Origin of the sequence: Amycolatopsis echigonensis (assembly GCF_002846615.1) — a bacterium.
Taxonomy (GTDB): domain Bacteria; phylum Actinomycetota; class Actinomycetes; order Mycobacteriales; family Pseudonocardiaceae; genus Amycolatopsis; species Amycolatopsis echigonensis.
The window spans coordinates 6,670,042-6,685,044 of record NZ_PJMY01000003.1 but is presented as its reverse complement, the minus strand read 5'-3'; the positions used below and the strand labels follow the sequence as shown (position 1 = coordinate 6,685,044).

At 70.9% G+C, this 15,003-nt stretch carries 14 protein-coding genes; 9 read left to right on the top strand and 5 right to left on the bottom strand.

The genetic code is table 11. The annotated features are described in order from the left end of the window. Window positions 1-19: 19 nt before the first annotated feature. Window positions 20-775 carry an enoyl-CoA hydratase/isomerase family protein gene (locus tag ATK30_RS36660; protein ID WP_244194836.1) on the top strand — a complete coding sequence of 252 codons (756 nt, stop codon included), beginning with the start codon at window positions 20-22 and terminating at the stop codon, window positions 773-775. Window positions 776-947: 172 nt separating this feature from the next. Here ATK30_RS36660 and ATK30_RS36655 read toward each other — a convergent pair whose 3' ends face one another. From ATK30_RS36655 to ATK30_RS36640, 4 genes are all read right to left on the bottom strand, one after another. After that, window positions 948-1,349, bottom strand: coding sequence for a type II toxin-antitoxin system VapC family toxin (locus ATK30_RS36655; RefSeq protein ID WP_101439338.1), 402 nt, complete (start codon window positions 1,347-1,349; stop codon window positions 948-950). Further along, window positions 1,346-1,618, bottom strand: coding sequence for a type II toxin-antitoxin system VapB family antitoxin (locus tag ATK30_RS36650; RefSeq protein ID WP_101439337.1), 273 nt, complete (start codon window positions 1,616-1,618; stop codon window positions 1,346-1,348). Before ATK30_RS36650 ends, ATK30_RS36655 begins: the two co-directional genes overlap by 4 nt. 27 nt (window positions 1,619-1,645) lie before the next feature. Further along, the gene (uvrB, locus tag ATK30_RS36645; RefSeq protein ID WP_167442062.1) at window positions 1,646-3,805 is read right to left on the bottom strand and encodes an excinuclease ABC subunit UvrB; all 2,160 of its coding nucleotides are present in this window, start codon (window positions 3,803-3,805) and stop codon (window positions 1,646-1,648) included. 236 nt (window positions 3,806-4,041) lie between these two features. After that, window positions 4,042-5,370 (bottom strand): DUF5685 family protein, encoded by a 1,329-nt coding sequence (locus ATK30_RS36640; RefSeq protein ID WP_101439335.1) that lies wholly within the window; start codon window positions 5,368-5,370, stop codon window positions 4,042-4,044. Between the two features lie 113 nt (window positions 5,371-5,483). Here ATK30_RS36640 and ATK30_RS36635 point away from each other — a divergent pair, with 113 nt between their 5' ends. The 8 genes from ATK30_RS36635 (at window position 5,484) to ATK30_RS36600 (ending at window position 13,651) form a co-directional block, all read left to right on the top strand. Continuing rightward, entirely contained in the window at window positions 5,484-6,002 is a 519-nt protein-coding gene (locus ATK30_RS36635; protein WP_101439334.1) for a ribonuclease FAU-1 family protein, read from the top strand. Window positions 6,003-6,083: 81 nt separating this feature from the next. Further along, a complete protein-coding gene (locus tag ATK30_RS36630; protein ID WP_101439333.1) occupies window positions 6,084-6,839 on the top strand; it encodes a class I SAM-dependent methyltransferase in 756 nt (251 codons plus the stop codon). A 71-nt stretch (window positions 6,840-6,910) separates the two neighbouring features. Beyond that, a complete protein-coding gene (locus ATK30_RS36625) occupies window positions 6,911-7,816 on the top strand; it encodes an ABC transporter ATP-binding protein (protein ID WP_101439332.1) in 906 nt (301 codons plus the stop codon). Window positions 7,817-7,828: 12 nt separating this feature from the next. Beyond that, window positions 7,829-8,566, top strand: a complete 738-nt coding sequence (locus tag ATK30_RS36620) for an ABC transporter permease (RefSeq protein ID WP_101439331.1) — start codon at window positions 7,829-7,831, stop codon at window positions 8,564-8,566. A 5-nt stretch (window positions 8,567-8,571) separates the two neighbouring features. Beyond that, complete coding sequence (locus ATK30_RS36615; RefSeq protein ID WP_167442061.1) at window positions 8,572-10,086, top strand: glycosyltransferase family 39 protein; 1,515 nt, start codon at window positions 8,572-8,574, stop codon at window positions 10,084-10,086. Window positions 10,087-10,182: 96 nt separating this feature from the next. After that, the gene (locus ATK30_RS36610; protein ID WP_463672430.1) at window positions 10,183-11,700 is read left to right on the top strand and encodes an ArnT family glycosyltransferase; all 1,518 of its coding nucleotides are present in this window, start codon (window positions 10,183-10,185) and stop codon (window positions 11,698-11,700) included. After that, entirely contained in the window at window positions 11,697-13,028 is a 1,332-nt protein-coding gene (locus tag ATK30_RS36605) for a sensor histidine kinase (protein ID WP_244194835.1), read from the top strand. Before ATK30_RS36610 ends, ATK30_RS36605 begins: the two co-directional genes overlap by 4 nt. Beyond that, complete coding sequence (locus tag ATK30_RS36600) at window positions 13,025-13,651, top strand: response regulator (protein WP_101439328.1); 627 nt, start codon at window positions 13,025-13,027, stop codon at window positions 13,649-13,651. Before ATK30_RS36605 ends, ATK30_RS36600 begins: the two co-directional genes overlap by 4 nt. Before the next feature lie 41 nt (window positions 13,652-13,692). Here ATK30_RS36600 and thrS read toward each other — a convergent pair whose 3' ends face one another. Beyond that, a complete protein-coding gene (gene thrS, locus ATK30_RS36595) occupies window positions 13,693-14,973 on the bottom strand; it encodes a threonine--tRNA ligase (RefSeq protein WP_101439327.1) in 1,281 nt (426 codons plus the stop codon). Window positions 14,974-15,003 lie beyond the last annotated feature (30 nt).

Here is a 15,003-nt window from a genome sequence, read left to right as displayed (position 1 = left end):
GTCCGGTACGGTTCGGGGCGTGACGATCCACCTGGAACTCGATGACGGCGTCGCACTCGTGACCCTCGACCACGGGCGCGGCAACACCCTCGACACCGACACCTGCAAAGAGCTGGTGATCAGACTCGAAGAGGCCGACGCGGCCGGGGCGCGCGCGGTCGTGCTCACCGGGTCCGGCGACATGTTCTGCGCCGGAGTGGACTTGCTGGCTCTCGACGAGGGCGGCGCGCGCTACGTCGGCGATTTCCTGCCCGCGCTGTCGGACGCGTTCCTGGCCGTTTTCGGCTTCCCGCGCCCGGTGGTGGCGGCGGTCAACGGCCACGCCATCGCGGGCGGCATGGTCCTGGCCGCGGCGTGCGACCACCGGATCGCCGCGGACGGACCGGGCCGCATCGGCGTGACCGAGCTGCTGGTGGGCGTGCCGTTCCCGTTGTCGGCGCTGGAGATCATGCGCTGCACCTACGGGACGACGCCGCTGCCGTCCCTGATCTACAGCGGCGCGACGGTCACCATGGCCGACGCGCTCCCCCGCGGCCTGGTCGACGAGGTCGTGCCGGGCGAGGACGTGCTCAGCCGGGCACGCGAACTCGCCACCCGGCTCGGCGAACTGCCCGCGGAGGCGTTCGCGCACACGAAGCAGCAGCTGCGCCAGCCCTACCACCAGCGGATCGCGGAAAACCGCGTGTCCGACGACGCGCAAGTGGAACGGATGTGGCGGTCGGAACCGGCGCTGGCGGCAGTGAAGGCGTACGTGGAGAAGGTGCTGAAGCACTGACCTCTTCCGGCGCGTTCGCCTGGGACGAGAGACTTTCTTGCCTCAGTTCTGCCCTCGCACCCATTGCCACGGCCGCATGTTTCTGTGAAAGTCGAAGCGAGGGTCCGGGAACCGGGGGTGCCTCAGTCTGGAGCGCACCCCCGGCCAGGGGCTTCGTTCCTGCCGGGTGCCGTCAGTTCTCCTCCAGCTTGACCAGTTCGAGGTCGGTGTGCGGGAAGTCGTCGCCGATGCAGAGGAGCGGTTCGCCAGCGACCATCGCGGCCGCGTAGGTGAGGCAGTCGCCGAAGTTCAGCGCGGCGGAATGCCTGCCTTTGCCATACCGCAGGAACGCGGTCTGCGCGGTCCGCCAGTGCGCTTCGCCGAACGTGAGGATGTCGAACCGGCGCCGTTGCAGGAACGAAGCCAGCAGCGTGGCGCCTCGCTCGCCTTCCTTGTGCGTCAGCACGATCGAGGTCTCCGCCAGGGTCGGTGCCCCGATCCGGCATTCCTCAGCGCCGCCGATCGCTCGGGCGATCGGCACTGCCATCGGTTCGTCCATGAGCACCGCCACGATCGCGGAACTGTCGATGATCACACGCCACCCGGCCCGTATCCGAGGATTTCCTCACGCTCGGCTTTGCTGATCGGCTTCCCCCGGTTCTCCGGGGAAACCTGCGGCCAGATCTCCTCCCGCAGGAAGCGCACGAACTCGTCCGCGTTCTGCTCCGCACGCCGTTGCGCAACCAGCCGGTCCCGCATCATGCGCAGCGATTCGCGAACCGCACCCGTCTTCGTGGTGCCGGTCAGCTCGGCTACCTCGGCCGCCAGACGCTCCGCGTCCGGATCCTTGATGTTCATCGCCATGGTGTAATGGTATCGGAGATGGTGTAACTACTTGATTCCGGCCGCGTCCATTCCCCGCAGTTCCTTCTTCAGGTCGGCGACCTCGTCGCGCAGCCGGGCGGCCAGTTCGAACTGCAGGTCGCGGGCGGCCTGCATCATCTGGTCGGTCATCTGCTGGATCAGGTCGGCCAGTTCGGCGCGCGGCATCCCCGACACGTTCTTGTCGGTGAGCATGCCCGAGCTGCGGACGCGGTCGCCCTGCTCGGGCTTCTTGCCGCGGGAGGCGTTGCGGCCCGAGCCGCCGACCGCGACCGACTCCTCCGAGTCCTCCGCCTCGGTGTAGACGCGGTCGAGGATGTCGGCGATCTTCTTGCGCAGCGGCTGCGGATCGAGGCCGCGTTCCTCGTTGTAGGCGATCTGCTTGGCGCGGCGGCGGTCGGTCTCGTCGATCGCGTACTGCATCGAATCGGTGATCTTGTCCGCGTACATGTGGACCTCGCCGGACACGTTCCGCGCGGCGCGGCCGATGGTCTGGATCAGCGACGTGCCGCTGCGCAGGAAGCCTTCCTTGTCCGCGTCGAGGATCGCGACCAGCGACACCTCGGGCAGGTCGAGGCCCTCGCGCAGCAGGTTGATGCCGACCAGGACGTCGTAGTCGCCCGCCCGGAGCTGGCGCAGCAGCTCGACCCGGCGCAGCGTGTCGACCTCCGAGTGCAGGTACCGGACCCGGATGCCCAGCTCCAGCAGGTAGTCGGTGAGGTCCTCGGCCATCTTCTTGGTGAGCGTGGTGACCAGGACGCGCTCGTCCTTGTCCGCGCGCTCGCGGATCTCGTGCACCAGGTCGTCGATCTGCCCCTCGGTGGGCTTCACGACCACCTTCGGGTCGACCAGGCCGGTGGGCCGGATGACCTGCTCGACGAACTCGCCGCCGGTCTGCCCCATCTCGTACGGGCCCGGCGTCGCCGAGAGGTACACCGTCTGCCCGATCCGGTCGGAGAATTCCTCCCAGGTCAGCGGGCGGTTGTCGACGGCGCTCGGCAGCCGGAAACCGTAGTCGACGAGGTTGCGCTTGCGGCTCATGTCGCCCTCGTACATGCCGCCGATCTGCGGCACCGTCTGGTGCGATTCGTCGATGACCAGCAGGAAGTCTTCCGGGAAGTAGTCGATCAGCGTGGCGGGCGCCGATCCCGGGCCGCGGCCGTCGATGTGCCGCGAGTAGTTCTCGATGCCGGAGCAGAAGCCGACCTGGCGCATCATCTCGATGTCGTAGGCGGTGCGCATCCGCAGCCGCTGGGCTTCCAGCAGCTTGCCCTGCTTCTCCAGCTCGGCCAGCCGCTCCTCCAGCTCGGCCTCGATGCCGCGGATCGCCTTCTCCATCCGCTCCGGCCCGGCGACGTAGTGCGTGGCCGGGAAGATCCGGACCTCGTCGACCTCGCGCACGATGTCGCCGGTGAGCGGGTGCAGGTAGTACAGCTTGTCGATCTCGTCGCCGAAGAACTCGACGCGGATCGCCAGCTCCTCGTACGCCGGGATGATCTCCACCGTGTCCCCTCGGACGCGGAACGTGCCGCGCGCGAAGGCGATGTCGTTGCGCGAGTACTGCACGTCGACCAGCGCGCGCAGCAGCACGTCGCGTTCCACCGTGCCGCCGACCTCCAGCTTGGTGGACCGGTCGAGGTACGACTGCGGCGTGCCCAGGCCGTAGATGCAGGACACCGAGGCGACCACGATGACGTCGCGCCGCGAGAGCAGGTTCATCGTGGCGGAGTGGCGCAGCCGCTCGACGTCGTCGTTGATCGACGAGTCCTTCTCGATGTAGGTGTCCGTCTGCGCGATGTACGCCTCGGGCTGGTAGTAGTCGTAGTAGCTGACGAAGTATTCGACCGCGTTGTGCGGGAACAGCTCGCGCAGCTCGTTGGCCAGCTGCGCGGCCAGCGTCTTGTTCGGCGCCATCACCAGCGTGGGCCGCTGGACGCGTTCGATCAGCCACGCGGTGGTGGCCGATTTGCCGGTGCCGGTGGCGCCGAGCAGCACGACGTCTTTCTCGCCCGCCTTGATCCGGCGTTCGAGCTCGTCGATCGCCGCGGGCTGGTCGCCCGCGGGCTGGTACTCGCTGACGACCTCGAACCGGCCGCCGGCGCGAGGCACCTCGGAGACGGGGCGGAAGTCGGACTGGGCGAGGACGGGGTGTTCGGTTGCGAAAGCCACGAGAACCAGGGTAGGCCGGGGCACCGACAATTTCCGCTACGGCCCGTCTGAGCTGGGGATCCGGCACCGGTTGCCCGCGGAGGCGGCGGCGCGGCGGGCTGGCCCCCACAGCCAGCCTGTCCCTGCGGCATCCTTCGACCTGGGACAGACACGCCTCAGCCGCGCCCGTCGCGGCGCTTTGAGTTCCTGGCACTCAGCTTCCCTCGCGGGCCTCCGGTGCCGGTGCGGTCAGAACTTCAGCAGTCGCAGCAGTCGCATCCGTCGCAGCAGCTGCAGCAGTCTCCGCAATCGCAGCAGTCGCAATCGCAGCTGCCGTTAGGTTCTCCGCTCCAGGGGCCCGGGTACGGATCGCGGCAGCAGAACTGGCAGGAGCAGCACATGTACGTCGCGATCGCGCAGCCCGCGAAGAAGTTGCGGCGTTTCGGCGGGACCGCGAACTTCGGCGCCCAGCAACCGCCGCCCTTGCCGCCCAGCGAGCCGCGGCCCTCCGGCGGTTCGGGGCCGTCCGGACCGCCCGGTCCGCCGGGACCGCCGGGACCGGGCATTCCAGCAGTTCCGTACCCCGGCACCGGAGCCCCGTAACCCGGCTGCGGCCCGTACCCGGGCACCCCCGGCTGCCCGGGCCCCGGCCCGCCGATCCCGGGCCCGTACGGCGACTGCTGCGGCGTCGGCCCCGGCCCGATCCACCCGGGCGGCGGCTGCTGGCCGTGCAGGTGGTGATGCCCGAACGCCCGCCGCACCGCCTGTCGCAGCTCGTGCACCAGCAGCGCGTGCACCAGCGCCGAATCGGCGAACTCCGCCTCGCGCAGCGCCAGCTCGACCCCGAGCACCGCGTCCGAGCACAGCCGGTGGGCCTCGTCCAGCGCGGTTCCCGTTGCCAGCAGCGGGTTCCAGGAACCGGACGCGGCATCCGAAGCGAGGTCCTCGACCGCGTCGAGCAGGTGCGCCACCCGGCCGAACAGCCGCCCGGCCTCGGCGAGCGGCGCGCGGTTGCCGAGGCGTCCGGCCAGCACCGCGGTCTGCGCGAACGCCGCGGACGACGCCAGCTCTGCCGGTTCGGTCACGAGCAAAGGCGAGTCCCCGGCACGGACAGCACGTTCCAGCTCTCCCTGCCGGCCGACCGCTTCGGTCAGCACCGCGGTGTCGAAACCGATGCCAGCACCTGTCCGACCGCCTTGCGCGGCCCAGCGTCGCGCGACGAGCCGCGCCGCTCCGGCGACCGGACGCCGGGCGAATGCGCCGTCCCGGTCGGCGACGTGGTCGTCGACCTTCGCGGAAGCCAGGACCAGCGACACCGCCGCGGCGAGCCGCGCACCGTCACCGACCGCGACCGACGCCGAGCGCATCGACCGCAGCGGGCACGGCCCCGCGGCACGCCGGGGTCCGCTCGGCGTCTGGGCTTCGACCAGCGCCGACACGATCAGCGCGTCGTAGTTCGTCACGACCCGGGCGAACTGCCCGTGCTGGTCGCGCAGCGCGAGGCACAGGCCGCACAGGTGCGCCATCCAGTCCGCGTGAAGCCGCCCGGCCAGCCGGTGCCGGCAGGGCCTGATGATCCCGAACAACCGCGTGTCCCCCCAAGAGAACCCAATGACCCGGGAACTCTAGCTCGCCGCCCGGGCCCTCAAGCGGCGTTTCGGAGATTCTCGCCGAGGGCGCGGGCAGGCAGGATGGGCGGATGACCGATCTGCACCCGCCGAAGGTCGAGACGTTCGACCCGGCCGCTCGCGTGAACATCGACAACAAGGGCATCCGCCGCGACGTGGAGGAGTTCCGCGAGGAGCCGTTCGGCCTGTACCTGGCGCGGCCGGCGCCGGGGCGGGCGCAGTTCCACTACCTCGAGTCCTGGCTGCTGCCGGAGCTGGGCCTGCGGATCACCGACTTCTGGTTCAGCCCCGGCCACGAGCGCGACCAGGACTTCTACCTCGACGTGGTGCGCGTGCACCGCGACGGACCGCGCTGGATCGCCACCGACCTCTACCTCGACCTCGTGCTCAAGGACAAGATCTCGGTCCGGGTGATCGACACCGACGAACTGCTCGCCGCCGTCGCCGGGAACCTGCTGTCGGAGAAGGAAGGCGAATACGCGCTCGAAGTCGCCTACGCTGCCGTCGAGGGCCTCGCCGCGCACGGCTACGACCTGGACGCCTGGCTGTCCACAAAGGACATGACACTCGGCTGGCGCAGGCATCCCTAACCGGGAACGGGGGAATTCCCCACCCCCGCCCGGCGGTCAGCCGGATTACCCGGGGCGGCTCGCCCGGCCACGATCAGCGGCATGGAACGAACCGCACACCAGGTGACGCTCGATCTCGTCTGCTCGCTCTATCGCGAGCACGCCGAAGCATTGCGCGCCGCGAAGGACGCCCAGCGTGCGCACCGCCGCGCGCATCCGACGATGAAGACGCAACTGGACGACGTCGAGGCGGAGACCACCTACCTGCTCTTGCGGCACCTTCGCCCGGACAAAGTCGTGGAGATCGGTTCGCTGCACGGCTGGTCCACGAGCTGGATCCTGCGCGCGCTCGCGGACAACGGCACCGGCAGCCTGACCACGGTCGACCTCATCGGGAACGCCACCACCACCGTTCCGCACACGCTGGCCAAGGGCCGCTGGGAGTTCCGCCAGGGCGACGCGCGCACCCTCGCCGGCGATTGGCTGTCCGATGTGGACTATCTCTTCATCGACGCTGATCACGGCGCGCGCTTCGCGAGGTGGTACCTCTCCGACGTCTTCCCGAACATCGACGCCGCGGTGAGCGTGCACGACGTGTTCCATCGCGCCACCCCGCTGCCGTTCACCGAAGGCACCGAAGTGGTGCGCTGGCTGGAAAAAACGCGGACTCCGTACTTCACGGCGGCGCGTGCCCGGGCGAAACACGCGTACGCTTGCCTCAACGAACTGAGGCGCGAGCTCGGCCTCGACGCCGTCGTGCACACCGGCCGCGACAACCCGATGATCTACTTCCGCATCCACCGATCGGTGGATGCGCGGCTTACCGCCGGTGGATCGGAAGTCGCGCCGTTCCGCTGATCCGATCGGCCCCTCCAGCCGGAATTCTCGAAGGCAGCAACCGCTGCGATTCGAGAGGGGACTCCCAGCCCATGCCGGTCATCGAGGTGCGGAACCTCCATAAACGCTATCGCCGGAAGACGGCGGTCGAAGACGTTTCGTTCACCGTGGAGCAAGGCGAGATCTTCGGGATCCTGGGACCCAACGGCGCGGGCAAGACCACCACGGTGGAATGCGTCGAGGGCCTGCGCTCCCCCGACGGCGGCACCGTTTCGGTGCTCGGGCTCGACCCGCGGCGCGACGTCCGCGAACTGCGCCAGAGCCTCGGCGTCCAGCTTCAGGAAAGCCGGCTGCCCGACCGACTGCGCGTCGCGGAGGTGCTCGACCTGTTCGCCGCGATGTACCGCACGCCGGCCGATCCCGCACGGCTGATGGGGCTGCTCGGGCTCACCGAGCAGCGGAACACCTTCTACCGCAAGCTTTCCGGCGGCCAGCAGCAGCGCGTGTCGATCGCGCTCGCGCTGATCGGCAGCCCTGAGGTGGTGGTGCTCGACGAGCTGACCACCGGTCTCGACCCGCAGGCCCGCCGCGACACCTGGGACCTCGTCGAAGCCGTCCGCGCGGAGGGCGTGACGGTCGTGCTCGTCACGCACTTCATGGAGGAAGCGGAACGGCTGTGCGACCGGATCGCGGTGATCGACGCCGGGCGCGTCGTCGCGATCGACACCCCGGCGGGGCTGGTCGGGCGGGTCGGCGGGGAGCAGCGCATCCGGTTTCGCCCGTCCGCGCCGGTCGATCCGGGGGAGCTGACCGGGCTCCCGGGCGTGCTCACCGCCGAGCGGAACGGCGCGCACCTGGTGGTGACCGGGGGCTCCGGCGCACTGCAGGCGGTGACGTCGTTCCTCGCTCGGGCCGACGTCGTGGCGGGCGATCTGCGGGTGGACCAGGCCAGCCTCGACGACGCCTTCGTCGCGCTGACCGGCCGGAAACTGGACTGAGGGGAACCGGAAATGCTGTCGAAGCTCACCGTCGCCGAGGCGAAGGTGTTCCTGCGCGATCCGGGCGCGCCCGCCGTGGTGCTCGGGGTCCCGCTGGCGTTGCTGCTGGTGTTCGGGCTGATGCCGGGGTCGCGCGAACCGAGCCCCGAGCTCGGCGGCCAGACGACCCTGGCCACTCTCATCGCGCCGATGGCGGTAGCACTCCTGCTCGGGATTCTCGCGGTGTACATGCTGCCCGGCGCGATGGCCGCGCATCGGGAGAAGGGGGTGCTGAAGCGGCTGGCGGCGAGCCCAATGCCGCCGTCGCGGCTGCTGGCCGCGCAACTGCTGGTGAACCTCGCCGTCGCGGCTGTCGCGATCGTGCTCGTCGTGGGGGTGGGCACGATCGCGCTCGGCATGGCTCTGCCGAAGAACCCGGGCGGGTTCCTCGCGGTCGCAGTGCTCGGCGCGGTATCGCTGTTCTCGGTGGGCACCCTGCTCGCCGCCTTCGTGCCGAGCAGCCGCGCGGCGAACGGGATCGGCGCGGCCGTGTTCTTCCCGATGCTCGCGCTCGGCGGCGTGTGGGTGCCGAAAGAACAGCTCCCGCCAGTGTTGCAGCACGTCGCCGACGTCCTGCCGCTCGGCGCGACGCTCGGCAGCCTGCGCGAGACCGCGGCCGGACACGCGCCGCAGTGGCTCCCGCTCGTGGCGCTCGCGGTGGTCGCCGTCGTGTGTTCGACGCTCGCCGCCCGATTCTTCCGGTGGGAGTGATCGCGATGACCACGACACAGGAAGAAACCACGACGTCCCGCTCGGTCGCGCCGTTCGCCCGGAAGCCCGTGGTCGGCATCGCCGCGTTGCTCGCGGTGCCGTTGGCGCTCACCGCGAACAGCTACGGATACTTCGGCGACGAGCTGTACTTCCTCGCCGCCGGACGGCATCTCGCCTGGGGTTACGTGGACCAGCCGCCGCTGCTGCCGCTGCTCGCCCGCGCGATGGACACGATCGCACCCGGTTCGCTGTTCGTCCTGCGGATCCCGGCGATGCTGGCGATGCTCGCCGGCGTCGTGTTCGCGGCGCTCATCGCCCGCGAACTCGGCGGCCGCACCCGCGCACAGGCGATCACCGCCGCGACCTTCGCCGCCTGCACGCAGTTCGTCGCCAGCGGCCACTACCTGGCGACGTCGACCCTCGACCCGTTCCTCTGGACCGTCCTGCTCTGGCTGGTGGTCCGCTGGATCCGCACCCGGCGCGACGGTCTGCTGTTGTGGGCCGGAGTCGTCACCGCACTCGCGTTGTACGTGAAGTTCCTGATCGGCGGCTTCTGGATCGTCGCCGGGATCGCGCTGCTGATCTGCGGTCCGCGCGAACTGCTGCGCCGTCCGCTGCTGTGGGCCGGCTCCGCGATCGCCGCGCTGGCGCTGGTCCCGACGCTCGTGTGGCAGGCGCGGCACGGCTGGCCGCAGCTCAGCATGGGCGCGGCGATCTCGAACGAGGTCGGCGAAACCTGGGGCGGACGGCTGTCCTGGCTCCCGCAGGTGCTGCTGCTCGCGGGCGTCCCGGTCGGGGTCGTGCTGCTCGGTTACGGCCTGTGGCGGCTGCTGCGTTCGCCCCGGCTGCGGTCCTACCGCTTCCTCGCCTGGACCACGCTCGCGCTCGCGGCGGTCTTCATCGCGGTGAACGGCCGGTCGTACTACATCGCGGGCATGTTCGCGCCGTGCTGGGCGGTCGCGGCGGTGGAACTCGAGAACGGACAGGCGTCACGGTGGTGGCGCTGGATCCCGACGTGGCCGGTCTACGTGCTGTCCGCGCTGCTGATGCTGCCCGCCGCGCTGCCAGTGTGGCCGCATTCCTGGCTCGCCAGGAACCCGGCACTGCCGACACCGGCCTTCTCGTTCGCTGAGGTCGGCTGGCCGGAAGGGGCGCAGTCGGTCGCCAAGGCGTTCCGTCGCCTGCCCGACCCGGCGCACACCGCGATCGTGGGCGAGAGCTACTGGACGGCGAGCGCGCTCGACCGCTACGGCCCGGCTCTGGGCCTGCCCGAGCCGGCCAGCCCCAACCGCGGGTACGCGCCGCTGGTCGTTCCGCCCGATTCGGCCCGCGACGTGCTGTTCGTCGGGGCCGATCCCCGGCCGCTGCTCGGGCACTTCGCCCATCTGGAGCCGATCGGCACGGTGACGACCGGGGACGCGAAGCCGAGTGTGCTCGACGGCACTCCGATGTGGCTGGCCACCGCGAGGCGGCAGCCGTGGCCGGAAATCTGGCCCGAGCTGGCGAACACCGGAGCCTGACCGGCGGCACCCGCAGTACGGCGGCGCCAGGCCTCGCCCGTAGGGTGCCGGGCGAGGCCAGCCCCCCGATTGCCGACAGGGAGCAGGATGGACGCCGTGACCACGGCCACCGCACCGAGCACGCCCGACCGCGCGCTCGCCGAGTTCGCTCGGCGGCCGGTCTTCCTGCTCGCCGCGGGCACCGCCGCCGTACTCCTCGCCACCGCCGGCCGCTACGGCTACTTCGGCGACGAGCTGTACTTCCTCGCCGCGGGCAAACACCTCGCCTGGGGCTACGTGGACCAGCCGCCGGTGCTGCCGTTCCTCGCCTGGCTGGCGAATTCGCTCGCGCCGGGCTCGCTCGTCGCGTTCCGGATCCCGGCGATCCTCGCGACCGCCGCGGGCGTGGTCTTCACCGCGCTCATCGCCCGCGAAATGGGCGGCGAACGCAAGGCGCAGACCCGCGCCGCCGCGGCGTACGCGATCTGCGGGCAGTTCGTCGGCAGCGGCCACTACCTCGCGACGTCCACTGTGGACCCTCTGCTGTGGACGATCGTGCTGTGGCTGCTGGTGCGCTGGATCCGCACCCGGGACGACAACCTGCTGCTGTGGCTCGGCGTCGCGACGGCGGTCGGGCTGAACGTGAAGTTCCTGCTCGGCGGATTCTGGGCGGTCACCGCGCTCACCTCGCTCGTGTTCGGACCGCGAGACCTGGTGCGCCGCCCGAAACTGTGGGCTGGCGCGGCGATCGCCGCTGTCGCGTGCGTACCGACCTTGCTCTGGCAAGCCGCGAACGGCTGGCCGCAGCTCGGCATGGGCGACGCGGTCTCGCGCGAGGTCGAGGAAGCGGGGGGCCGGGCGATGTTCGTGCCCGCGCTGCTCGCCGGAGCCGGTCTGGTCATCGGTGCGCTGGGCGTGCTGTACGGACTGGCCGTGCTGCTCGGCAGCGCTCGGCTGCGCGAGTACCGGTTCCTCGGCTGGACCGCGATCGGCGTCTTCGCGATCTTCCTGATCGGCAACGGCCGGTTCTATTACGCCGCGGGCACTTTCGGCGTGTTGTGGGCAGCCGCCGCGGTGCATCTGCAGGACCGGCGGCCCGCGTTGTGGTGGCGCTGGGTGCCGACGTGGCCGATGTTCGTCCTCTCCGCGCTCTACAGCCTCCCCTACGCACTCCCGGTGTGGCCGGTGCAGTGGCTGGTCGAGCATCCGACCGCGCCGCGGCCGGCGTACGCGGTGGAGGAGTACGGCTGGCCGGACCTGGCCGCGTCCGTCGCCACGCAGTACCGCGCGTTGCCGCCGGAGGAACGGACGCGCACCGCCCTCGTCACCGGCGGGTACTGGCAGGCCGGCGCGCTCGACCGGTACGGGCCCGATCAGGGCTTGCCCGAGGCGTACAGCGCCAGCCGCGGATTCTGGTACTTCGGGCGCCCGAACGACAACGCCGACACCGTGCTGTTCGTCGGCCGCGAACCGGCGAAGCTGGCGGCGCACTTCCGGTCCGCGCGCGTCGTCGGCGAGGTCGACAACCGCCTCGGCGTCCCGAATGCCAGTCAGCACATGCCGATCTGGCTGCTCGACGGCCGCATCGGCAGCTGGGCCGAGATCTGGCCCCAGCTCAAGGACCTCAAGGCGTGAGACTCGAGGACGTCCGGGACGTCAAACTCGACTGGCGGGGTTCGCTGCTGCCGCCGGCCACCCCCGACCCGGACGATCCGCCGGTGCGCTGGCACCGATGGTTCACCTGGATCGAAACCACGGTCGCGTGGATCCTGCTGCTCGTCCCGACCCTGCTGAGCGCGCTGAGCGGCGACGAGACCGCCGGTGCCCGGAACACCACTCTGCTGCTCGCCGCCGGCGCGGCGGTGTGGTTGGGGCTGACGACCGTCGCGCTGAGTGTGAAACTGCGCGACCACCCGGTGGCCGCGGCCGCGTTGTTCGCCGGGGTGGTCACCTTCGGCGCGATTCTCCAGTCCCGCGAGACCTACTTCGTCATCTTCATGATCTACGGGTTCTTCGCGGCGATGCGGATGAAGCCGATGCCGGTCGCGGTGCTCGGCGTCGGCATCACCTCGCTGCTGATCAACACCATGACGCTCGGCGGGCCGATCCACGCGCTGTCGGTGTCGCCGGGGATCTGGGGCACGGTGGTGGTCGTGCAGACCACGGCGATCGGCGGTGGCGGCGCGCTCTTCGCCGCGGTGGGCAGGCAGAACCAGGAACGCAAACGAGCACTAGAGCGCCTGGCCGCGGCCGAGGCGGAAAACCGCGGGCTCCAGCGCCAGCTGCTCACGCAGGCGCGCGAGGCGGGCGTGCTCGACGAGCGGCAGCGGCTGAGCCAGGAAATCCACGACACGCTCGCGCAGGGGTTCACCGGGATCATCACCCAGCTCGAAGCCGCCGCGCAGGCCCGCGACGACGCGGCGGAATGGGAACGCCACCTCGCCGCGGCGACCCAGCTGGCCCGGGAAAACCTCACCGCCGCCCGACGTTCGGTCGCCGCGCTGCACCCGGAACCGCTCGAAGCCGCGACGCTGCCCGAAGCGCTCTCCGAGGTCGTCCGGCTGTGGAGCGAACGCACCGGCGTGCCCGCGGAGTTCTCGACCACCGGGACCGCCGTCCCGCTGCATCCGGAGCTGGAGGCCACCCTGCTGCGGATCACCCAGGAAGCACTGTCCAATGTGGCCAAACACGCGCGGGCCAGCCGGGCCGGGATCACCCTGTCGTACATGGGCGGCGAGGTGACGCTCGACGCGCGAGACGACGGCGTCGGCTTCGGCCCGGCCGACCCGCCCAGCCCGCCGTCGGCGGAAGGCGGGCACGGCATCCCCGGCATGCGACGGCGCGCGGAACGGCTCGCCGGCACCCTGCACGTCGAGTCCGAGCCGGGCGGCGGCACGGCGCTCTCGGCGCGCCTGCCCGCGATCCCGGCTGCGACACTGGATCCGACCGAGGGGGCCTCATGACCATCACGCTGCTCATCGCCGACGACCACCCGATCGTCCGCGACGGACTGCGCGGCATCTTCACCGGCGAGCGCGGCTTCGAGGTGCTGGGCGAGGCCGCGCACGGAGCCGAGGCGGTCACGCTCGCCGAGGCGTTGAAGCCGGACGTCGTGCTGATGGACTTGCGGATGCCCGGCACCGACGGCGTCGCCGCGATCACCGAACTCGCCCGCCTCGGCAACCCGGCGCGCGTGCTCGTGCTGACCACGTACGACACGGATTCCGACGTGCTGCCCGCGATCGAGGCGGGCGCGACCGGCTACCTGCTGAAGGATTCGCCGCGCGAGGAACTGTTCCGCGCCGTCCGCGCCGCCGCCCGCGGCGAGGCGGTCCTCTCCCCCGCCGTCGCGAGCCGGATTCTGGGCCAGATGCGCGCGCCGGCCCAGGAACCGTTGTCGCAGCGGGAGATCGAGGTGCTGAACCTCGTCGCGCGCGGGTCGACGAACAAGGAAGCGGCGAAGAAGCTGTTCATCAGCGAGGCGACGGTGAAGACGCACCTGCTGCACGCGTACGCGAAGCTCGGCGTGAAGGACCGCGCGGCCGCGGTGGCAGTGGCTTTCGAACGCGGCTTGCTCGGGTCATAACTCCGGCTCAGCGAGCGCCCCAAGGTGGCCTTGGGGCGCTTTCAGCTCCACAGAGCGCCGGAACGCGATCCAGCCTGTGCGGCGACCGCGGCCACGAATTCCTTGGCAGGCAAGGGATCCAGCCTGCGACCGTCCCGGAGCCGGGGCGCAACCGAGTCCGCAGCAGCCTCTCGCGAACCGATCACCGCCTGGTACGGCACGAACCGCCGGTCGCGGATGCGAGCGCCCAGGCTGCCCCGGTCCGCCGGGACGACCTCGGCGCGCAGCCCGGCGTCCATGGCCTGCTCCGCCACCGCCGACGCGGCCGGAAGTTCCCCATCGCCCACCGGAAGCACCGCCACCTGCACCGGGGCCAGCCACGGCGGGAACGCGCCGCCGTGTTCCTCGATCAGCTGTGCCAGCACCCGTTCCAGGCTGCCGAGCACCGCGCGATGCACCAGCACCGGCCGGTGCGCGCGGCCGTCGGGTCCGATGTACTCGAGCCCGAACTGCTCCGGCTGGTGGAGGTCGATCTGCACGGTGGACAGGCTCGACTCGCGGCCGGAACTGTCGGCGATCTGGACATCGATCTTCGGGCCGTAGAACGCGGCTTTGCCCGGACCGCGTTCGTACTCGAGGCCGTCGAGCGCGTTGACGAGCACGTCAGCCGCACGCTCCCACGCTTCGGCCGCACCGGCGTACTTGCCGCGGTTGTCCGGCAAGGAAAGGCGGTACCGCGCCGGTTTCAGGCCAAGATCGCCGCACACGCCGCGGATCAGCGCGAGCGCACCCCGCACCTCCGCGCCGACCTGCTCGGGACGACAGAAAATGTGCGCGTCGTTCAACTGGATCGCCCGCACCCGGCTGAGCCCGCCGAGGACGCCGGACAGTTCGGCCCGGTACATCCCGCCGAGTTCGGCCAGCCGCAGCGGCAGTTCGCGGTGGCTGCGGGCGCGGGAACGGTAGATCAGCGCGTGGTGCGGGCACAGGCTCGGCCGCAGCACGACCTGCTCGCCGCCGAGATCCATCGGCGGGAACATGTCGTCGCGGTAATGCGCCCAGTGGCCGGAAAGCTCGTACAGCTCGCGTTTCCCCAGCACCGGCGACGACACGTGCCGGTAGCCGGCGCGGCGTTCGACCTCGCGGACGTACTCCTCCAGCACGTGCCGCACGGCGGCGCCGTCGGGCAGCAGAGACGGCAGTCCGGCCCCGATCAGCGGGTCGCTGCCGAACAGGCCGAGTTCCCGGCCGAGTTTGCGGTGGTCAGGCATGGCGGTCTCCTCACGGAAGGCGAGGCGAGCGCACAGACGAGCCCGGGGCGCTCGCCCCGGGCTCGATGGCATTCTTCAGCGCGCCGGGACGGGATCCGGCGT

Bases quoted from the DNA above. Each gene is read 5' to 3' on its own strand.
- ATK30_RS36650 (WP_101439337.1), bottom strand. From the start codon at position 1,618: ATGGCGATGAACATCAAGGATCCGGACGCGGAGCGTCTGGCGGCCGAG.
- ATK30_RS36635 (WP_101439334.1), top strand. From the start codon at position 5,484: ATGACCGATCTGCACCCGCCGAAGGTCGAGACGTTCGACCCGGCCGCT.
- ATK30_RS36630 (WP_101439333.1), top strand. From the start codon at position 6,084: ATGGAACGAACCGCACACCAGGTGACGCTCGATCTCGTCTGCTCGCTC.
- ATK30_RS36625 (WP_101439332.1), top strand. From the start codon at position 6,911: ATGCCGGTCATCGAGGTGCGGAACCTCCATAAACGCTATCGCCGGAAG.
- ATK30_RS36620 (WP_101439331.1), top strand. From the start codon at position 7,829: ATGCTGTCGAAGCTCACCGTCGCCGAGGCGAAGGTGTTCCTGCGCGAT.
- ATK30_RS36615 (WP_167442061.1), top strand. From the start codon at position 8,572: ATGACCACGACACAGGAAGAAACCACGACGTCCCGCTCGGTCGCGCCG.
- ATK30_RS36600 (WP_101439328.1), top strand. From the start codon at position 13,025: ATGACCATCACGCTGCTCATCGCCGACGACCACCCGATCGTCCGCGAC.
- thrS (WP_101439327.1), bottom strand. From the start codon at position 14,973: ATGCCATCGAGCCCGGGGCGAGCGCCCCGGGCTCGTCTGTGCGCTCGC.